The organism is Aquabacterium sp., assembly GCF_004297345.1.
Classification (GTDB): Bacteria; Pseudomonadota; Gammaproteobacteria; order Burkholderiales; family Burkholderiaceae_C; genus Aquabacterium.
On sequence record NZ_SCTN01000423.1, the window covers coordinates 1 to 20,490 of the forward strand.

At 61.9% G+C, this 20,490-nt stretch carries 17 protein-coding genes and 1 pseudogene; 10 read left to right on the top strand and 8 right to left on the bottom strand.

What is annotated here, in order from left to right; translation table 11 throughout:
• The coding region (gene trpC, locus EPO09_RS16275) for an indole-3-glycerol phosphate synthase TrpC (RefSeq protein WP_290644483.1) at window positions 1-700 on the bottom strand (700 nt) is incomplete at its 3' end.
• 208 nt (window positions 701-908) lie between these two features.
• Here trpC and EPO09_RS16280 point away from each other — a divergent pair.
• Entirely contained in the window at window positions 909-2,762 is a 1,854-nt protein-coding gene (locus EPO09_RS16280; protein ID WP_290644485.1) for a 7TM diverse intracellular signaling domain-containing protein, read from the top strand.
• Here the strand turns inward: EPO09_RS16280 and trpD are convergent.
• Both trpD and EPO09_RS16290 read right to left on the bottom strand, forming a co-directional pair.
• Window positions 2,713-3,759 carry an anthranilate phosphoribosyltransferase gene (gene trpD / locus EPO09_RS16285; protein ID WP_290644487.1) on the bottom strand — a complete coding sequence of 349 codons (1,047 nt, stop codon included), beginning with the start codon at window positions 3,757-3,759 and terminating at the stop codon, window positions 2,713-2,715. The genes EPO09_RS16280 and trpD overlap by 50 nt on opposite strands.
• Before the next feature lie 14 nt (window positions 3,760-3,773).
• A complete protein-coding gene (locus tag EPO09_RS16290; RefSeq protein WP_290644489.1) occupies window positions 3,774-4,358 on the bottom strand; it encodes an aminodeoxychorismate/anthranilate synthase component II in 585 nt (194 codons plus the stop codon).
• 275 nt (window positions 4,359-4,633) lie between these two features.
• Here EPO09_RS16290 and EPO09_RS16295 point away from each other — a divergent pair, with 275 nt between their 5' ends.
• Window positions 4,634-5,737: an acyltransferase gene (locus EPO09_RS16295; protein ID WP_290644491.1), complete on the top strand. Its 1,104-nt coding sequence runs from the start codon at window positions 4,634-4,636 to the stop codon at window positions 5,735-5,737.
• Between the two features lie 115 nt (window positions 5,738-5,852).
• Window positions 5,853-6,956, top strand: coding sequence for an acyltransferase (locus EPO09_RS16300; RefSeq protein WP_290644493.1), 1,104 nt, complete (start codon window positions 5,853-5,855; stop codon window positions 6,954-6,956).
• 64 nt (window positions 6,957-7,020) lie between these two features.
• Here the strand turns inward: EPO09_RS16300 and trpE are convergent, their stop codons facing one another.
• On the bottom strand, window positions 7,021-8,499 hold the full coding sequence (trpE, locus tag EPO09_RS16305; RefSeq protein WP_290644495.1) for an anthranilate synthase component I: 1,479 nt from the start codon (window positions 8,497-8,499) through the stop codon (window positions 7,021-7,023).
• A 461-nt stretch (window positions 8,500-8,960) separates the two neighbouring features.
• Here trpE and EPO09_RS16310 point away from each other — a divergent pair, with 461 nt between their 5' ends.
• Window positions 8,961-9,605 carry a chalcone isomerase family protein gene (locus tag EPO09_RS16310; protein ID WP_290644497.1) on the top strand — a complete coding sequence of 215 codons (645 nt, stop codon included), beginning with the start codon at window positions 8,961-8,963 and terminating at the stop codon, window positions 9,603-9,605.
• Between the two features lie 22 nt (window positions 9,606-9,627).
• Here the strand turns inward: EPO09_RS16310 and EPO09_RS16315 are convergent, their stop codons facing one another.
• From EPO09_RS16315 to EPO09_RS16325, 3 genes are all read right to left on the bottom strand, one after another.
• Entirely contained in the window at window positions 9,628-10,335 is a 708-nt protein-coding gene (locus EPO09_RS16315; protein ID WP_290644499.1) for an HAD-IA family hydrolase, read from the bottom strand.
• Window positions 10,336-10,456: 121 nt separating this feature from the next.
• Complete coding sequence (locus EPO09_RS16320; protein WP_290644517.1) at window positions 10,457-11,116, bottom strand: DUF305 domain-containing protein; 660 nt, start codon at window positions 11,114-11,116, stop codon at window positions 10,457-10,459.
• A 34-nt stretch (window positions 11,117-11,150) separates the two neighbouring features.
• A complete protein-coding gene (locus EPO09_RS16325) occupies window positions 11,151-12,545 on the bottom strand; it encodes a hypothetical protein (RefSeq protein ID WP_290644501.1) in 1,395 nt (464 codons plus the stop codon).
• Between the two features lie 418 nt (window positions 12,546-12,963).
• Here EPO09_RS16325 and EPO09_RS16330 point away from each other — a divergent pair, with 418 nt between their 5' ends.
• Window positions 12,964-13,932 (top strand): chemotaxis protein CheX, encoded by a 969-nt coding sequence (locus EPO09_RS16330; protein WP_290644503.1) that lies wholly within the window; start codon window positions 12,964-12,966, stop codon window positions 13,930-13,932.
• A 7-nt stretch (window positions 13,933-13,939) separates the two neighbouring features.
• On the opposite strand, the gene EPO09_RS16335 is transcribed toward EPO09_RS16330, so the two are convergent.
• Complete coding sequence (locus tag EPO09_RS16335) at window positions 13,940-14,995, bottom strand: hypothetical protein (RefSeq protein ID WP_290644505.1); 1,056 nt, start codon at window positions 14,993-14,995, stop codon at window positions 13,940-13,942.
• A 218-nt stretch (window positions 14,996-15,213) separates the two neighbouring features.
• Here EPO09_RS16335 and EPO09_RS16340 point away from each other — a divergent pair, with 218 nt between their 5' ends.
• The 5 genes and pseudogenes from EPO09_RS16340 to EPO09_RS16360 form a co-directional block, all read left to right on the top strand.
• Window positions 15,214-16,380: a class I SAM-dependent methyltransferase gene (locus EPO09_RS16340; RefSeq protein ID WP_290644507.1), complete on the top strand. Its 1,167-nt coding sequence runs from the start codon at window positions 15,214-15,216 to the stop codon at window positions 16,378-16,380.
• Between the two features lie 13 nt (window positions 16,381-16,393).
• Window positions 16,394-16,921: a GNAT family N-acetyltransferase gene (locus EPO09_RS16345; protein ID WP_290644509.1), complete on the top strand. Its 528-nt coding sequence runs from the start codon at window positions 16,394-16,396 to the stop codon at window positions 16,919-16,921.
• A gap of 387 nt (window positions 16,922-17,308) precedes the next feature.
• Entirely contained in the window at window positions 17,309-18,157 is an 849-nt protein-coding gene (locus EPO09_RS16350; protein WP_290644511.1) for a PA4780 family RIO1-like protein kinase, read from the top strand.
• Window positions 18,158-18,266: 109 nt separating this feature from the next.
• Window positions 18,267-19,475 carry an alanine transaminase gene (alaC, locus tag EPO09_RS16355; RefSeq protein ID WP_290644513.1) on the top strand — a complete coding sequence of 403 codons (1,209 nt, stop codon included), beginning with the start codon at window positions 18,267-18,269 and terminating at the stop codon, window positions 19,473-19,475.
• 59 nt (window positions 19,476-19,534) lie between these two features.
• Window positions 19,535-20,490: pseudogene (locus tag EPO09_RS16360) on the top strand (carbohydrate porin); the annotation flags it as partial.

A 20,490-nucleotide genomic window follows, 5' to 3' on the forward strand; every position in this document is an offset into this window, starting at 1 on the left:
CATCAGCCGCGCCCAGGATGCCGGACTCGGTGACAAGCAGGCGATCAGCCGGCACGCGGTCGAGCAGGCCCAGCGTGGTATCGAGCGTGACCTCGAACGTGCGCAGATTGCGGTTGTTGATGCCGACCATCGGCGTCTTGAGCTTGAGCGCACGATCCAGCTCGATGCCGTCGTGCACCTCAACCAACACCGCCATCCCCAACTCGAAGGCGCAGGCTTCCAGATCGGCCATCTGCGCATCGTCCAGGCAAGCGGCGATCAGCAAGATGCAGTCGGCACCCATGGCCCGGGCCTCGTACACCTGGTAGGCGTCCACCATGAAGTCCTTGCGTAGCACGGGCAAGGCACAGGCCGCACGCGCCTCCTGCAGGTACTGCTCGCGGCCCTGGAAGAACTGGGCATCCGTCAGCACGCTCAAGCAAGCGGCGCCGTGGCTGGCATAGCTGGCCGCGATCTCAGCGGGCACGAAATGCTCGCGCAGCACGCCCTTGCTGGGGCTGGCCTTTTTCACTTCGGCAATCACACCCGCCTGGCCTGCGGCGATCTTGCTACGCAAAGCGCCAACAAAGTCACGCACGTCGGCCAGATCGCGGTTGCGTGCTTCGGCTTCGGCCCTCACGGCACCCAAGGACTTGCGCTGAAGCGCGGCGGCGATTTCTTCGTGCTTGACGGCAACGATCTTGTTGAGGATGTCGGACATGGGCGGATGTTGGTTCGGTCAGGCCTGAATTATCCGCGTTTGGCGCCCACGCGTGGTGGCGGGCGTGAAAGGCGACCGGTCATAGCGATTTATGGCTTCGTCTTCACAACTTTCTGCCGATAAGGACGGATCCCCCCGTTCGGAAGTTTGTGCATTGGCGTGGGCATTTTTTCACCGTTGCTGGATTCGCTGCCTGGCCCTCACGCTGATGAGCTTGCTGGCGGCGGGCGCCTGGGCCGATGCCGTCAAGCTGGACGATCAGTTCACCAGCCTGGCCATCGGTCGGCATTTGCGGGTACTGGACGACGCTACAGGGCGCATGAGCCTGGCCGATGTCGAAGCGCACCGCCAGGACAGCCGCTGGGAAGACCGCCACAGCGACAACCTGAACTTCGGCTACAGCCGCTCGGCCTTGTGGCTGCACGGTGAGCTGATCAACCAGGCAAGCCAGCAACAAGACTGGCTGCTGGGCATGCGCTATCCCCTGCTGGACTATCTGGACATCTACGTGGTGTGGCCAGATGGCCGGGTGCAGCACCATGCCAGCGGCGACCGCCGTCCCTTCAACACCCGCTCGCTGGAAAACCGCAACTTCTACTTCAAGCTCAAGCTCCAGCAGGGCGACCACGTGCAGCTGTATGTGCGTGTACAAGGCCAAGGCTCGCTGCAGGCCCCGCTCGAAGTGAGCACCCCGTCCCACTACGAGCACCACGCACGTGTCGAGCAGTTACTGCTGGGCATCTACAGCGGAGCGCTGCTGGCCATGCTGGCCTACAACCTGCTACTGAGCCTTTCCCTGCGTGACAAGGCCTATGTGTACTACGTGGTCTACATCAGCATGTTCGGCCTGGCGCAGTACACGCTCAGCGGCCTGGCTTTCGAGACGCTCTGGCCCGACCATCCGAACTGGGGCAACCACGCCGCGCCCATCTTCATGGGGCTGGCGGGCTGGTCTCTGGTGCTGTTCAGCCGGCAGTTTCTCAATTTGCAAGCGTACCGGCCCCGGGCAGACCTGGCCATGCGTGGCCTTCAATGGCTGTATCTGATCGTGGCACCGGGAAGCCTGGTCCTGCCCTACGCCATCCCGATCAAGATCGTGACCCTGGCGACCATCGTCACGCCAGTCTTGCTGCTGATCATCTCGGTCGGCCTGCTGCGGCAAGGCGTACAACAGGCGCGCTACTTCCTGGCCGCGTTCACCGTGCTCTTGCTCGGCGTGTTGCTGACGGCTGTGCACATGTTTGGCATCGTGCAGCGCAACTTCCTGACCGAGTACAGCATGCAGATCGGCTCGATGCTGGAGTTCACGCTGCTGTCATTTGCACTGGCACACCGGGTCAAACTCGCACGCGAAGAAAACGAAAGACTGCAAATGGCGCATGCCACGGAGCTGGAACACCGTGTGCAAGAACGCACACGGGATCTGGACAAGGCCATGGACGAGTTAACCAAGGCCAACGAGCGGCTGCAGGAGTTGACCGAACAAGATGCGCTGACCGGCTTGAAGAACCGCATGTTCCTGTCTGAACGCATGCCCGAGGTCTGGCGTCTGGCTCAACGCTGGCACACGCCCGTATCGGTGCTGATGATCGATGTGGACCACTTCAAGCGCGTCAACGACGACTACGGCCACCTTGCGGGCGACGAAGCCATCCGGCTGGTGGCCGAGGTGATCGCCCACACGGTGCAACGCCCCGGCGACCATGCCGTGCGCTATGGCGGGGAAGAGTTCCTGGTGCTGCTACCGCAGACCCATACCGTGGGCGCTGCACACATTGCGGAAACCATAAGGCTGGGCGTACAGGCGCTGGACTTCCAGCACAACGGCCAACGCATCCCGCTGACCGTGAGCATTGGCCTGGCCAGCGTGGTGCCGACCATCGATCTGCCGCCCCAAGCCCTATTGAACGCGGCAGACAAATTGCTCTACCAGGCCAAGCAGGCCGGACGCAACCGCTGCGCCCTCAACCCGCAAGCGCTGGCCACGCAGCCACGCAAGTCGGGTGCGGCGCTCAAACCTGCTGCTGGGCAGCCAGACCCTGCGTCGTCTGCACAAAGTTGAACAAGGCCTCGCCGGCGCGGCCGCTGGCAATGGCTTCGCGGGCACGCTCGATGCCATCGCCCAATGAATCAGCCACATTGGCCACATAAAGCGCCGCCCCCGCGTTGAGCAAGACGATGTCGCGCGCAGGGCCGGGTTCGTTGTCCAGCACACGCCGCACGATGCCGACCGACATCTCACGGTTTTGCGCCTTGAGCATCGAGCCATCATGCTCGGCCAGGCCGAACTGGCCCGGGTTGATACGGTATTCGCGCACCTCGCCGTCCTTGAGTTCAGCCACCAAGGTGTCGCCAGCCAGCGTGATCTCGTCGAGGCCATCGCAGCCATGCACCACCATCACGTGGTCAGAGCCCAGGCGCTGCAACACACGGGCCATGATGCCAACCAGATCAGGATGGAACACGCCCATCAATTGATTGGGCGCACCAGCCGGGTTGGTCAAAGGGCCCAGGATGTTGAACAAGGTGCGAATGCCCAGTTCCTTGCGCACCGGCGCCGCGTGCTTCATGGCGCCATGGTGATTGGGCGCAAACATGAAGCCAATGCTGGATGCCGCCAGCGCCTGCGCCACTTGCTCGGGCGACAGGTTGATGCGCGCGCCCAAGGCCTCCAGCACATCGGCACTGCCGGTGCTGGACGACACGCTGCGCCCGCCATGCTTGGCCACGCGTGCACCCGCTGCTGCGGCCACGAACATCGCCGTGGTCGAGATATTGAAAGTGTGCTGGCCGTCGCCACCTGTGCCGCACAGGTCCACCAGATGCAGCTTGTTGGACACGTGCACCGGCGTGGCCAGCTCGCGCATGACCTGCGCCGCCGCGGTGATCTCGCCCACCGTTTCCTTCTTGACGCGCAAGCCGGTGATGAAGGCCGCCATGATCACGGGCGACATCTCGCCACTCATGATGCGGCGCATCAGGCCCAGCATCTCATCGTGGAAGATCTCGCGGTGCTCGATGACGCGCTGCAAGGCCTGTTGATCGCTCAGCTGGGACATGTCGACAACCTTGATTACATCTTCAGGAAGTTGGCCAGCATGGCGTGACCATGCTCGGTCAGGATGGATTCAGGGTGGAACTGCACGCCTTCGAGCGGTGCGAAGTTCTTGTCCGTCTGCGGGCCCTTGTGGCGCACGCCCATGATCTCGCCGTCGTCCGTCCAGGAGGTGACCTCCAGGCAGTCGGGCAAAGTCTCGCGCTCGATAGCCAGCGAGTGGTAGCGAATCACGGTGAACTGCCGCGGCAGGCCGGCATACACACCCTGTTCATCGGTCGTGATGATGCTGGTCTTGCCGTGCATCTGCTCATGCGCGCGAATCACCTTGCCACCCAGGGCCGCACCAATGCTCTGATGGCCCAGGCACACGCCCAGGATGGGCAACTGACCGGTGAAGCGTTGCAGGGCAGAAACGCAGATGCCGGCTTCGGCAGGCGAACAGGGGCCGGGCGAGAGCACGAGGCGATCGGGCTTGAGCGCGGCGATCTCGTCGAGCGTGATCTCGTCGTTGCGGAACACCTTGACCTCTTCACCCAGTTCGCAGAAGTACTGCACGAGGTTGAAGGTGAAGCTGTCGTAGTTATCGATCATGAGCAGCATGGGCACTATCCTGAATCGGGATGTGAGTCATGGGAGGTCTTGCACCATCCCTCGGAATTCCCCCTCGGAGACCGCTTTTTTCTGTCGACGCGCACCGGGGAGAGGTGCGCACACGGTCATGCAGTGTCGGATTGGCGTCACCGCCACCAACGTGCGTCCAGGCGAGAAAAGTCCGAGGGTTGCTGCATGCGGATGATTCTACATGGCGCAGCCCGCCCTGATTGAGGGGGCTCGCCATGGCCGGGGGCTCGCAGGCTCATGCCAAGATGCGCGCCATGAAACGACCCGCCACACACGCAGACCACCCTGCACACGCTTTGCTGGGTCTGGAGCTGATGCGCTTTGCCTGCGCGGTGTCGGTGCTGCTGTGGCATTACCAGCACTTCTTTTATCAAGGCAATGCACCGGTGGGCTTTGAGACCACCGCGCAGCCGCTGTACGCGTGGCTCAAGCCATTTTACGAAGCGGGCTGGCTAGGTGTGCAGGCTTTCTGGGCCCTGTCGGGCTTCATCTTCTTCTGGAAATACGCCCAGCCCGTGGCCCAGGGTCGGGTCAGCACACGGCGCTTTGCCGTGCTGCGTTTTTCACGCCTGTATCCCCTGCATCTGCTGACCTTGCTGATCGCGGCTGCGCTGGGGCTGTGGTACCGGCATCTGCACGGCAGCGACTATGTCTACCAGTACAACGACTGGGGCCACTTCGCCTTGCAACTGTTCATGGCCAGCGATTGGCCAGGGCGCAGCGAGTGGTCCTTCAACGGCCCGATCTGGAGCATCTCGATCGAAGTACTGGTCTATGCGCTGTTCTTTGCCTTGTGCAAACTGGGGCTGACGCGCTGGTGGCAGGTGCTGGGCCTGATCGGAGCCGCAGCGGTGGCCTATGCGCTCAAGCTCACGGCGCACCCGATCGTGCTGTGCGTGTTCTTCTTCTACCTTGGTGCCTTGACGCATCTGGCGCACGAGGCCTTGATCAAACGGCCCCCGTTGCAGCAATACGCAGCCCAAGCGGCAGGTCTGTTGGCTGTGGCTGCAGGCACCATGCTGCTGATGAGCGGCAAGCTGCGCGCCATGTTCTACGTGGCCGTGCTGACCCCCGTGGCGCTGATCGTGCTGCTGGACTGGGTGCAGCCCCGCTCAGCCGCTGCCATCCGCTGGATCAACCGGCTGGGCAACACCACCTACGCCAGCTACCTGCTGCACTTCCCGCTGCAGTTGCTGCTGGCCTGCCTGACGACCAGCCTGGGCTTTACCCTGCCACTGCACGAACCCGCCTGGGTGCTTGCTTACCTCGTCTGCGTGTTCGGCCTGGCCAGCCTTGTCTACCGCATCATCGAGATGCCAGCGCAAGCCTGGTTGCGGCAGCGCCTGAGAACCCACTAAGGCATCACGCAACTGGCCACATCCTTCGCCGAGGTTGTCGCGCGCCAACGTTTCATTACAGAGCCGCTCAAACCGAGGGAGGGCACAGGCGCGGCCTCATGCAAAGATAGGCGCCATGAAACGTTCTGCCGCCCACACCCCCGCCAATCCCCATGCCTTGTTAGGCCCAGAACTGCTGCGGTTTGCTTGCGCGATATCGGTTCTGCTGTGGCACTACCAGCATTTCTTTTTCCAGGGCAACGTCCCGGTCGGTTTCGAAACGAGCCACCAACCCCTGTACGGACTCTTCAAGCCTTTCTATGAAGTAGGGCGCCTGGGAGTACAGGCATTCTGGGCTCTGTCCGGATTCATCTTTTTCTGGAAGTACGCCCAGCCCGTGGCCGACGGCAAGGTCAATGCACGTCGCTTCACCGTGTTGCGTTTTTCCCGCCTGTACCCCTTGCACTTCCTGACCCTGATGGCCGTGGTTGGCCTGGGCTTCTGGTACCGACAAATGCACGGCGTCGACTTTGTGTACAAGCACAACGACTGGCCACATTTCATCATGCAGCTGTTCATGGCCAGTGACTGGCTGGGCGTAGACCAAAGTTCCTTCAATGGCCCCATCTGGAGCATCTCGATCGAGGTACTGGTTTATGCGCTGTTTTTCGTGTTGTGCAAACTGGGCCTGACCCGTTGGTGGCAAGCAATGGGCATCATGGGCGCAGCGGCCGTCGTCTATGCACTCAAAGTCACGGACCATCCGCTCGTGCAGTGCGTATTCTTCTTCTATCTGGGCGGCTTGACGCACATGGCACACACTGCGCTGCTGGCACGCCCACGCTGGCAGCAACAGGCCGTGCACATGCTGGGCCTGCTGGCCGTGGCCATCGCTACGGTGATCGTGTCCAGCGGCAAACTCAAGCCCGTCTTCTACGTGGCGCTGCTCACACCTGTCACCCTGCTGTTGCTGCTGGACTGGGTGAAGCCGCAATCGCCCTGGGCCACGAAATGGATCAGCCGTCTGGGCAACACGACCTACGCCAGCTACTTGCTGCACTACCCCATTCAGCTCTTGCTGGTCTGCCTGTCATCCAGCCTGGGATTCGCGCTGCCGCTGCAAGAGCCTGCATGGCTGCTTGCCTACATCGCCGGCGTTTTCGGCCTGTCCATCCTGGTGTATCAGGCCATCGAAATGCCGGCCCAGACCTGGTTGCGTGAGCGCCTGGGTACGCGCTGAAACAGCCCTGCCAGGCGTCGCTGGCAATCGATCAACCAGCACGCCGTCAGCACTTAGGTGAGGATCACAACCCCTGCTCGACCATCTCGGCCGCCCGCACCACGGCGCGGGCTTTGGCCTCGGTCTCTTTCCATTCGAGCTCGGGCACGGAATCGGCCACCACGCCAGCGCCCGCTTGCACATACAAGGTCTGATCCTTGATGACGCCGGTGCGGATGGCAATGGCCACGTCCATGTCACCCGCAAAGCTCAGGTAGCCCACGGCACCGCCGTAAACGCCGCGCTGTACGGGCTCCAGCTCGTCGATGATCTCCATCGCGCGGATCTTGGGCGCGCCACTCAAGGTGCCGGCCGGGAAGCTGGCACGCAGCACGTCCAGGCCTGTCATGCCGTCTTTCAGCGTGCCTTCCACATTGCTGACGATGTGCATGACATGCGAGTAGCGCTCGATGCCAAAAGCCTCGGTCACCTTGACAGAGCCGGTCTTGGCAATGCGGCCAATGTCGTTGCGGGCCAGGTCGATCAGCATGACGTGCTCGGCACGCTCCTTCGGATCGGCCAGCAGTTCCTGCTCGTTGACCGCGTCCAGCTCGGGCGTAGCGCCACGCGGGCGTGTGCCGGCGATCGGGCGGATCGTGACCGTCTCGCCGCCATCCTTGTTCTTCTCCTGGCGCACCAGGATCTCAGGCGAAGAGCCCACGACATGGTGATCGCCCATGTCGTAGTAATACATATAGGGGCTCGGATTGAGCGAACGCAGCGCACGGTACAGACTCAAAGGCGATGCGGTAAAGCGCTTTTGCAGGCGCTGGCCAATCACGACCTGCATGCAATCGCCCGCAGCGATGTATTCCTTGCACTTGAGCACGGCCGACTCGAAATCGGCCTTGGCAAAGTGGCGCTCAACGGGATAAGACTCGCCTGCCGTGATGGGCGGCACCGGCACAACCTCGTTGAGTTGCGCCTGCAGTTGCGCCATGCGGGAAACAGCCCGCGCATAAGCCCCAGGCTGCGTTGGGTCCGCATAGACGATCAGAAAGAGGCGGTCGGCCAGGTTGTCGATGACAGCCAGTTCTTCGCACTGCAGCAGCAGGATGTCAGGCGTGCCGATGCCACCGGGCTTGTGCGTTTTCGCCAGACGCTGCTCGATGTGGCGCACGGTGTCGTAGCCAAAGTAGCCAGCCAGACCACCGCAGAAACGCGGCAGCCCCTGCGGCACGGCCACCTTGAAGCGTTGCTGGTAGGTCGCGATGAAATCCAGCGGGTTGCCGTCGAAGGTTTCAACCACCGCACCATCCCGCACCACCTCTACGTGGCGGCCTGTTGCGCGCACCAGCGTGTGCGCCGGCAAGCCCACAAAGGAATAGCGGCCAAAGCGCTCGCCCCCCACCACGGACTCCAGCAGGAAGCTCAGCGGCTGCCCCTTGGTGAGCTTGAGGTAGAGCGACAGCGGCGTGTCGAGATCGGCCAGCGCCTGCGCGACCAGAGGAATGCGGTTGTGGCCTTGTGCGGCCAGGGCATTGAATTCTTGTTCAGTGATCATGGTTTGGGGACTCCGAGCCCGGCAGCGCCAGCATCAGTCGGCTTTGCGCCACATATGTCATCTAGTGAAACACCCCCTTAGGGGCGGATCCACCCGTTCTGTTTACGCCCTCTTACGGTTGTGACGTGGAGGGATCCTTGTCGAGAAGGCACGCCGCTATGATCGCGACGCACTGAGCGACAAGAAAAGGGAGTCAGCGTCGCCAGGGCCATGCCCCCCGGTCGTGCGAACCTTTGGTCTGTTTGCGCGAGATGAACATCAATCCAGTGTAGCAGGGCGCCATTGGCGCCAAATGATCAAAACGTACCCCCCTTGAGTGAGCCATGGCTTCAAGGGCAAACCCAGATTGTGATTCGCGTTGAACGAGTAACAATCTCTTACCAGTACAGTTCCTGTCGCAAGCGAATCTGGCCCTGTGGTCATACAAGCTTCACATAACAGGACGCCTTATAAGTATTCGTATGTCGTTGACTCTCGCTGCCATGACCCGTTTCGGGCGACAAGCCCTGGCCACCACCGGCCTGGCCATCGCGTTGGGGCTCCCCCATGCGGCCCAGGCTCAGAGTGCCGACGTGGTCGGGGTGCACTACCCGCCCACGATCAAGGTCGAAGGCACCAGCCTGACCATCAACGGCAGTGGCATCAGCTACCGCGCCGTGGCCAAGCTGTACACGGTGGGCCTGTATGTCCCCCAGAAGGCCAGCAAGGCCGAGGCGGTGTTCGCCACGGGTGGTCCCAAGCAACTGCGCTTTGTGATGCTGCAAGGCATGCGCGTGGATGAACTGGGCAAGGTCATCACCAAGGGCATCGAGAACAACAGCAGCCGTGAAGAGTTCTTCAAGCTGATCCCCTCGATCCGCACCATGGGCGAGCAGTTCTCGCGCATCAAGCGCCTCAATGCGGGCGACGTATTCGCCATCGAGTTCGTGCCCAAGCGCGGCACCATGTTCTTCGTCAACGGCCAGCCTGCAGGCCTGCCGCTGGAAGATGCGGGCTTCTTCCCTGCCGTGCTGCGCACCTGGCTGGGCAACCGCCCAGTCACGCAAGATTTGAAGGACGCCTTGCTCGATTACAAGGCGCCGCCCGTGCTGGACGCCTTGCAATAAGGCATCCCCTCAGCGCACTGAATCAGCCATTGGCCCGCCCTAATACGGCGGGCCAATTGACTTGGTCCAGACGCGGCACATGAGCCACGGCCGGCACCTCCTGAATAGGGTGCCCGTGGTTGTAGCCGTAGGTCACCAGCAGGATGTCGCAGCCGGCCGCGCGCGCAGCCTGCGCGTCGTTACTGGAGTCGCCCACCATGAGGGTGGCAGCCGGCGCAGTGCCCAAGGCCTCACAGGTCTTGAGCAGTGGCAGCGGGTCGGGCTTCTTGCGCTCGAAGGCATCGCCACCAAACACCTGATCGAAGTAGCCCAGCAGGCCTTTGCGCTCGAGCAGTTGTTTGGCGAAGGCCGTGGGCTTGTTGGTCAGGCAGGCGAGCGGCACACCCAGATCGCGCAACTGGCGCAGGCCTTCAGGCACCCCCTGGAACACCTCCGAGTGCTGGCCATTGAGGCGCGGATAGTGCTCGTGATAGTGATGCAAGGCTTGCGGCAGCGCCCCCGTCACATCCGCATCATCAGGCAACAAACCCCAGGCATGTGCCAGGCTGCGCCGCACCAGATCTTCGGTGCCCTTGCCCACGGTCAACTCGATGAAGGCACGGTCAACACGCGCGACCTCAACAGGGTGACACCCGACGTCGGTCAGGGTGTGCTGCAGCACGACGACAAAATCGCCCAGGGTGTCAACCATGGTGCCGTCGAGATCGATGATGGCGGCTTGGAAAGGCATAGGGTGTGTTGAAGTTGAAGGATGGCAGGAAGGTTCGAGCCAGCTTAGCATCCAGCCCGCCACCGCACCGGGCATGACTGGGGCAACCTCTGATTCAATGGGGTTGTCCTCGCGGTCGATTTCACGACGCCCGCAGCCAACTCAACATCTGCGCCATCTCCTGCTGCTGCTCGGCGGCCATCGCCCTGGCAAAGCCTCGCACCAGGTCCAGTTGCGCATGCTCGGATACGAAGCGGGCCATCACCACAGCGCCCTGATGATGACGCACCATCAAGGCCAGAAAGGCCGCATCAAAAGCGGCAGGTGATGGGACTGCCGCCAAGGCCTCCAGCTCTTGCGGTGAGGCCATGCCCGGCATGCCATGGCCTTGCGCACAACTGTCGATGAACTGCTCGTACGCCAGATCACGACGGGCCGCGCTGGCATAAGCGTCGCGCATCCAACGCATCTCATCATCGGGTGCCATGCCCGGGGCTTGCCACAACAGCAACCAGCCCTGCATGTAGCCGATCTCTTTGAGCTGCTGCGTGACGATGCCTTGCGCCAGCAAGCGCACGCGTGGCGAGGCTTTGTTCAGCGCGAGATAGGCCATGGTCAAGGCCTGCTCGTGGTGAACGGACATGTCTTGCGCAAAGCCGATGTCCACCGGGCCTTGCTTTGCAAACGCGGCCTCAGTTGTGGTGGATGCGACCGTGATGCGCGAATCGATCGCGTTACCACGCTGCACCGATCGCGCCATCCAGCTCACGCTGCTGATCACCGCCGCGCCCAGCGTGATCATCGTGATCAAGGTCAGCGTTCGGGCTCGTTGGCTTTCAACGGGAAACTGGATAAGCGCCATTGGTGAATCTCAAGATCATGAAGCCGTTGTCATTGCATGTTGCCCAAAGCTGCCCGTTGACAAACTTGGGCGCAGACGAACACCAGTCCGCCGTCAAGTCAGGCTGCTTGCTGTTGCTGGCCTGAAGCTGCAGCAAGGCTGGATCGGTGATCTTGTTGTCGAGGATCGAGCCAAAGGCCGGCGACATGGCATGGTCAGAACCGGGCAATTGCGAGCCCTTGCCCGTTTGAGCCGGCGGATTGAAGTAGGCGATCTCCTTGGGCTTGAGCGGATCGCGGATGTCAAACACGCGGATACCAGACTGGAAGTACCCACATGCCAGCGCCGTCGGGTTCACCTTGCTGTCCACCGAGCAGTAGTGCGCGTCGTACTTGAACAGGCCATTGCCTGCGCTCTCTTGCTTGACGACGTCCGCGTGCTCTTTCAACTGAATCGCCAGGCGGATGTGCGAGACCACGACCGGATTGGTTTCATCCGAGATGTCGATGAAGCGGATGCCGCCACCAAGGCTTTGCGCGCCCACCTCGTCAATCGCGATCAGATAAGGCCGCCCCTGGATGGCGACGGGCACGGCTCTCTGCGTGGTTGAGCCATCCTGCCAGGTGATGCGGGCGATCTGCCTCACACGGCGATTCGATGCCTTGCGATGTTGAATGTCACTGACATCGAGGATCACCATGCCTGCCGGAAAGATGCTGGCCAGGTACATGCGCGTGCCGTCGGCATTGAAAGACATACCGTGGTTGACAAAGATGGACGAGCCCCCGAAGTAGATGTTCCTGGGCTTGGCGGGATCGCTGACGTCAATGGCACTCAAGGTGCCGCCAGCCAGACCGGATGTCCAGTACGTCTGGCCGTCAGGCGACCACTCGCCCTCATGGGCCACATTGGTCACGGGCAAGGAGTCACCGGAGTCGGCACGATTGAGCAAGCGGGGGTTGGCGCAATCGCTGATGTCGTACAGATCCAGCTTGCCCGCACCGAGCAAGGTCCCGACGCCCGCGCCCGCCAGCATGGTGCCGGCCTCATTGACCTTGAGCGACTCCCAGGTGCCCAACTCGAATGCCCGGGTGGCCAGCGCACGCGCCAGCACAGGCTTGGCAGGGTTGGCGGCATCGACCACCTGCACGCCGGGCGATGTCTTCTTGCCGCGCCCAGCCGAGGATGTCGACAGGTAAGCGCAGCGGCCACCCACATCGCTGATCGTGCCCGTACCCTCGCCCTGATATTGCCCGACCAACTCCAGGTTACAGCTGTAGCCTTGCCGGCTGCGGCCATTGAGCCGATCCTGCAACGGCACCTGGCCTTGCAAGCCCGTTTCCGGCGATGAACCCGGCCCGCAACGGGCGGGCGCGACGGCCACGTTCACGTCAACAGAGACATCCTGAGCCGCATGGACCCACGGCGTTGCTGCTGCAAGCAGCGCGCAAATGGCAAGAACCCGGTGAACTTGATGTGCAGTCATGACGGCCCCGTTCATGGATAGCGCCGGCAGGACCTCCCCATCGGCTTGGCTTGATTGGCGGCAAATCGTAGGAGGCCGATCCACCCAAGTCACTCACCATCGAGGCCATTCATTTGCCGCAATGTGCAATGCTTTCCCTGATGCGCAAACGCCCCGGACCTGTCAGGGCCTTGTTCTCGCGCCATCGCGTTCTGCAGCTCGTCAAAATCAGTAAATCTGCAAAATTTGAGCGATTCCGGCCGCGCATTGCCAGGCACACATTGCATCTCGGCGGCCCCTCTTTCTAAGATCCGACCCAGCGAACGGGCCAGAGGGGTAGAGCATGGATGCAAGTGAGAACGTCGTTGCCAAAGTCCTGATCATTGATGACGGCAACGCCGACACGCTGGAGTTGATCAAGCAGTTCTGCGTCGACAACAACCTCATCGGTTTGAAGACCCACTCGGACAACGTGATGAGCGTGCTCAAGTCCAATGTGGATCTGGGCGGCATCCTGATGTCGGAGAGCTATCACGACTCGCCGCAAGGCGGCGTCGACCTGGCACTGAAGCTGCACAAGATCCGCCCCGAGTTGCCCATCTTCCTGCGACGCAGGCAAACCGCATCGCTTGACGGCCTGCCAGAACGCGCCCAAGGCTGCTTCTGCGCGGCGTATCACATCGATGACATGGAGGCGCTCAAGCACAGCCTGCGGGATTTCATCTTCAGCTACTACTTCCCCAACACCATGGTCAGAGGCATTCAGCGCATCACGGAAGATGCGATGCTGACCTACTTCCGGCGCTTCAGCCTGACCTGCGAAACGCCTTACATCGTCAAGGACTCCATCGTGTGCGGCGAGGTGTTCACGCTGGTACCGCTGGAGAGCAAATGGTGTCGCGGCTACATGATGCTGCAATGCGAGAACCGCACGCTCAAGCTGGACACGGCTTCGCGTGATCCCTATGTGAAACCCAAGATTCAGCGCATCTCGGATGTGCTGGGCGAGATCACCAACATGGTGTGGGGCTCGTTCAAATCACACTACGTGGGTGACGAGTACCGGACCTTGATGTCGCAGATTCAGGTGCCCATGCTGGTGATGCTGGAAGAAAAGAACATCTCGTTTGGCTCCAGCACGCCGCAGTTGTGCTTCAAGTACACCCTGACGGATCTGGATGATCAGAGCTCACCACCTGTGCGCATCTACCAGCGCCTGGTGTTCAACCTGAGTTGGTCCCCCGAAGAGTTCAAGGAGGTACAGGTGTCTGCGCAAGAGCTGGTCGATGCAGGGGAGCTGGAGTTGTTCTGAAACATCGTCAATTGACGATGGCCTGCCCTGTGAACCAGGCCTTGCGAATCAATCGACCACATTCGACCGACACCATGTATGGCTTTTGCGCCGGATCGCTGATCGTGCTGCCCGACATGTCCTGGCGGGCCACGATCCCGTAGGTACTGAGGTCGTGGCTGATCCAGGGATAGAAGCCGAATGCCCCGGGACTGCTGTAGCTGCCGTCACCCACAACAGGGTCATCCTCGATCCAATGCCCGATCGAGTAATGCCATGTCTCACTGCTGGGGATGGGCGAGTAAGTGGCGAGGTTGTCCGGTACCTTGCAAGTAAATGGATTCGCGCAGGCAGGGCTGCTACCCAAGGCATCGTGCATGGCCAGTTGCCCGGACATGATCTTGCGCAGCAAGCTGGCGTAGTCTGCCGCGCTGGTGAAGCCGCCTCCAGCCGGCTGCGGCGAAGTGAACGTGAAGCTCAGATCGCTGCCCAGTTGCGTGCGCATCTCGCTGGCCAGCCCCGGCCCATCCAGCGCGCCCAGGCCCATCTCCAGATCCGCGTGCCGTTGCATGTGCCCGCCGCTGTAATCAAACCGATCAAGCGTAGCCGCCGCGTACTGGACCTGCGCATCACAGCTCCCTACGGTATCGTTGGGGTTGCACCCGCCCGATGGAAAGACGCTGTAGCCGCTGGTGAAATGCAAGGCACTGATGTCCGCATTGTTCAAGCCATGGACGCCGCCACGCTTCTGGACAACGTAGCTGCCATAAATCCATTTGGATGCCGACGCGATGGACAAGCGCGTGGTCGCAGTGTAGATGCCGCTACCCGTGGAGCCGGAAGCCCTGGTGCCGTTGGCATCACCCACCTCCCAGTAGAAAGGCTGTGCACTGACGCAGTAAGGCTGACTGTTGGCTGTCGTTTGGGCAGCCAGGGTGCGCGCCGCCTGCGAAATCTGCGAAGAAGAGGCCGCGGATGTACTGCCATCCGAACCTGAGCCCGAAGTATCGCCGCCGCCGCCGCAAGCGGACAGCAGCACAACAGGCATCAGGATACAGATGGCGAGTGTGGACGAGTTGCGCATATAACAAGGTTCCTGTTGGTATGGCAAGCATTGAAGCGCACGCTGCACCGTCTTGGCCTATCCCGCCCCAAGCGCTTCATGTCGAACCATGACACATCGCCCCCAGTTGTCATGGCTTGTCATGCTTTGGGTAACTCATCCACACGCACATGCAAACATCGCGGCCCTGGTGGGCCGGTACGCTACCGTACACTGCCGCTCAAATTGCACCACACCCTATGAGCGCAGACACCCATCTCCACTGGACCCAGCAAGACGGCAGTCCGGCCAGCGCCATATGGCGTTCAGAAGCCGCCGCGCCTGCGCCCAAGCGCGTGCAACTGGTGGATGACACCACACCAGCCGACAAAGCCTACAAGCTCGCCTGCGAAGGCACCGGCCTGCTGTGGACAGGCGACTTCCAGAACGCCCGCCACCTGCTGCAGGCAATGACGCGGCGGCTTGAAAAGGGCGCAACCCCCAAACGCGGATCACCCGCACCCGACGGCGATGCACCCAAGCCAGGGCATGCATTTCACAAGCACCGCCAGGCGCTCGCGCACCGGGCTCGCATCCTGGGCATGTTGCTGATCCCCTTCAACGCCGATCACACGATCCCGCTACGCCGTGCACCCGATGTGCAACAAGCCTGCATGGAAGGCTACGGTCCAGGCACCCAAGCCTATGTCGCATCCTTGCGCGAACTCCTGGGCCTGATCGGCGCACATGAATGGCGCAAGAAGGGTGTGGCGATCGAGGCATTGAAGGGCCATGGCTCCGCCCGTATCCATGCACATTACGGCGTGTTTTCGCCTGTACGGGGCGAGTACGTGGATCTGGTCAGGCAGGCCCCCTTGCCGGCAGGCATCAAGGAAGCCGTGGACGTTGGCACCGGCTCTGGCGTGCTGGCAGCTGTACTGGCCTCCCGTGGCATCAACCGGATCACCGCCACCGATCAGGACGCCCGAGCCCTGGCCTGCGCCAAGGACAACCTGCACCGACTGCAACTGGACAAGCAGGTGAAGGTGATCGAAGCCGATCTGTTCCCGCCAGGTCTATCGCCCTTGATCGTTTGCAACCCTCCCTGGCTGCCTGCACGCCCCAGCTCGCCCATTGAGTACGCTGTCTACGACCCCGACAGCCGCATGCTGCGCGGCTTCCTGTCTGGCTTGAAAGCGCACCTCGCTCCAGGTGGCGAAGGCTGGCTGATCATGTCCGATCTGGCCGAGCACCTGGGCCTGCGCGCCCCGGACGAACTGCAAGGCTGGATACGTGATGCGGGCCTGCGCGTCATCGGCAAGCTGGATGCCAAGCCTCGCCACCCCAAGGCTCAGGACGCCAGCGATCCCCTGCACCGTGCGCGCGCAGCCGAGATCACCTCGCTGTGGCGGCTCGCTGCGGCCTGACGCATCCACGGCCATGAAGCACAAGCTCGTTCACTGCACGCCCGAGCGCCACGCACAGGCCATCCTTGACATCCTCAACGAGGCCATCGTCCACACGACGGCGCTGTACGACTACCAGCCCCGCACACAGACACAGATACAGCAGTGGTTTGCAAGCAAACAGCAAGGTGGCTACCCCGTCCTGGGGCTGGAGGACGACACCGGCACGCTGATGGGCTTTGCCAGCTCTGGCAGCTTCCGCAACTGGCCGGCCTACAAGTACACCGTTGAACACTCGGTCTACGTGCACAAGGCCCGTCGCGGCCACAAGCTGGGCCACGCATTGATGGCGGCCCTGATTGAACAAGCCAGGCAGCAAGGTCTGCACATGCTGGTTGGTGTGATCGACAGCGCCAACGAAGGCAGCAAGCGCTTTCATACCGAACTGGGCTTTGCACACAGCGGCACGCTCAGGCAAGCCGGCTTCAAATTCGGCCGCTGGCTGGACATCGACTTCTATCAGTTGATGCTCGATACGCCCGATCACCCGGTTGATGGCTGAAACGCCGACCTGGCGTGCACATCATCGACCCGTGGCAAAAAAAAACCGATCGACACTGGTCGATCGGTTTGTATTCGCTGCGGATACATTGTCCGCCGCTTCTCCTCCCCTGCGATCCCGCGTTGTGCCTCGCGGTGATGACAGCGTTTTTCCCTTTTTTTCTAGTTCTCCACCCTCGGTATGCCTTACAGGCATCGGCGTGTCGTTTGGTGCCCGCCGTTGATAAGGAAGAACTATACGGAGTTCGCTGACAAAGGCCGCCCCCCCTTAGGAGGGCTCTATGTAAGCAAACGCAATCCATGGTCGCGTCCATGGGCTAGCATGGCTGCCTGAATCAACAAGGCATGACATGACCATCACACAGGGCGAGCTTCGCCGCGTGCACCTTTGAAGACCCCACCCAGACTGCAGCCCTTGCTGGAAGAGGGCCTGATCGACTCGGTCGTGCGCCAGCTCATGAGCGGCAAGGAGGCCATGGTGTTCGTGGTGCGCGTTGGGGATGAAACCCGCTGCGCCAAGATCTACAAGGAAGCCACCCAACGCAGCTTCCGGCAGGCGGTGGACTACACCGAGAACCGCAAGACCAAGAACTCGCGTGAAGCCCGTGCCATGGCCAAGGGCACGAAGTTCGGCCGCCAAGCCCAGGAAGCGGCCTGGCAAAGCGCCGAGGTCGATGCCTTGTACCGGCTGGCCGCAGCCGGTGTGCGTGTACCCAGGCCCTACAACTTCCTCGATGGTGTGTTGCTGATGGAGCTGGTGGCCGATGAGCACGGTGATGCGGCCCCGCGCCTCAACGATGTGCTCTTCACGGCCGAAGAAGCCCGCACCCACCACCAGACACTGCTGATGGAAGTGGTGCGCATGCTGTGCGCAGGCATCGTGCATGGTGACCTGTCGGAGTTCAACATCCTGATGGCGGCCGATGGCCCGGTCATCATCGACCTGCCCCAGGCGGTCGATGCAGCCGGCAACAACCACGCGCAACGCATGCTGCTGCGTGATGTCGAGAACCTGCGCAACTTCTTTGGCGGTTTTGCCCCTGATCTGCTGAACAGCCAATATGGCCCCGAGATCTGGTCGCTGTACGAACAAGGTCTGCTGAGCAATGACACGGTGCTCACAGGCCAGTACAAACGCCAGCACAAGGCCGTTGACCTGGAAGGCGTGATGCGCGAGATCGATGATGCCGTGGACGAAGAACACGCCCGCCGCCTTCGGATGCAGCAGGGCTCATGAATCAGCCGCACTGATCCACCAAAACCAGTTAGGATGGCTGCGGGCCGCACCCCATCGTGCGGTCACGTCGCTCGGACGGTTCCGGGCGCTCACGTGAAAGACTCTCAGCATGTCCTCATCTGCAGGCAAGCGCCGCTTTGCGCGCATCGATCGCCTCCCCCCCTACGTCTTCAACATCACGGCCGAACTCAAGCTGGCCGCCCGCAGGCGTGGGGAAGACATCATCGACATGAGCATGGGCAACCCCGATGGGGCCACGCCACCGCACATCGTCGCCAAGCTCACCGAAGTTGCACAACGGCCTGATACCCACGGCTACTCTGCCTCCAAGGGCATCCCGCGTTTGCGCCGCGCCATCTCGCACTGGTACAAAGACCGCTACCAGGTCGACATCGACCCGGACAAGGAAGCCATCGTCACCATTGGCTCCAAGGAAGGCCTGGCCCACCTGATGCTGGCCACGCTGGACCGCGGCGACACCGTGCTCGTGCCCGATCCTTCGTACCCCATCCACATCTATGGCGCCGTGATCGCGGGCGCAGACATCCGCTCCGTGCCGCTGGTACCCGGCGTGGACTTCTTCGCCGAACTGGAAAAAGCCATTCGCGGCAGCTACCCCAAGCCCAAGATGATGGTGCTGGGCTTCCCCTCCAACCCCACAGCGCAATGTGTGGAGCTGGACTTCTTCGAGCGTGTGGTGGCCCTGGCCAAGAAGCACGACATCTTCGTCGTGCATGACCTGGCCTATGCCGACATCGTGTTCGACGGCTGGAAAGCACCATCGATCATGCAGGTGCCCGGCGCCAAGGACATCGCCGTCGAATTCTTCACGCTCAGCAAGAGCTACAACATGGCCGGCTGGCGCATCGGCTTCATGGTGGGCAACCCAGATCTCGTGGCCGCACTGGCTCGCATCAAGAGTTACCACGACTACGGCACCTTCACGCCCCTGCAGGTGGCCGCCATTGCCGCACTGGAGGGCGATCAGCAATGCGTGCAGGAGATCTGCGCCAAGTACCAGAGCCGCCGCGATGTGCTGGTCAAAGGCTTGCGCGAAGCGGGCTGGGATGTCGAGTGCCCCAAGGCCTCGATGTACATCTGGGCGAAGATCCCCGATCACTACAAGGAACTGGGATCGCTCGAGTTTGCTCGGCAGTTGCTGGAAAAAGCCAAGGTCTGCGTGTCACCCGGCATCGGCTTTGGCGACCATGGCGATGACCATGTGCGCTTTGCCCTGATCGAAAACGAGCCACGCATCCGGCAGGCGGTGCGGGGCATCAAGGCCATGTTCAAGGCGGATGGCGTCGGCGCGGTCTGATCCTGTGCCCGTGGGCTGCCCTGGTGCTGCGCACGTCAAGGCTCGGGCAGCCCCTTGTCATGCCATTGACGTCACTTGCCGTTAAGCTGCGCACCATCACGCAGCAGCCCTACCGCACAGACATGATGGCCACCACGCCTCGTACCGCATCATTGCTCACTCTGGCCTTGTTGGGCGCGTGGGCCTCACAGCCCGCTCGCGCCGACACGCCCCCTGCCAGCGAAGACTGGAACGTCAAGGCGCAGACCACCTATATCTGGCAAAAGAAGCCCGCGTTCAATGCCCGCTACAGCGGTGACAACAGCCTGGTCGCCGAATCAGAAAAGAGCTATTCCTTTTCCGCCACGCTGTTTGCCGGCTTGCGCCTGGGAGAGAACACCGAGGCCTACTACAACCCCGAGCTGGTGCAAGGCCAGCCCATGTCCCACCTCACGGGACTAGGTGGCCTCACCAATGGGGAGCTGCAAAAAACATCAGGCGCACACCCCAAACTGTACCGAGCCCGCCTGTTTCTGCGTCACAACTGGGCCTTAGGCGACGAACGTGAGCAGGTCGAATCCGATGCCAACCAGCTGGGTGGCTCGCGGCCCAAAGATCGCGTGGTGCTCACGGCCGGCAATCTGGCCGTATCCGACATCTTCGATGCCAACAGCTACGCGCACGACGCCCGCAGCCAGTTCATGAACTGGGCGCTGCTCACCCACGGCGCCTATGACTTTGCGGCAGACACCCGGGGCTACTCGATCGGGGCGGCGCTGGAGTACATCCGTGGTGATTGGGCCTTGCGTGCCGGGCGCTTCGAACTGCCCAAGGTGCCCAACGGCCAATCGCTGGACACCCGCCTGTTCTCGCACCACGGCGATCAGATCGAGTTGGAGCGAAGCTATGCACTGGGCGGGCAATCTGGCAAGGTGCGCGCCCTGTGGTTCCGCAACACGGCCGTCATGGGCCGCTTTGACGATGCGCTTGATCAGGCTGGCGCCACACCGGCCATCGCCGACACCGCCCTGGTACG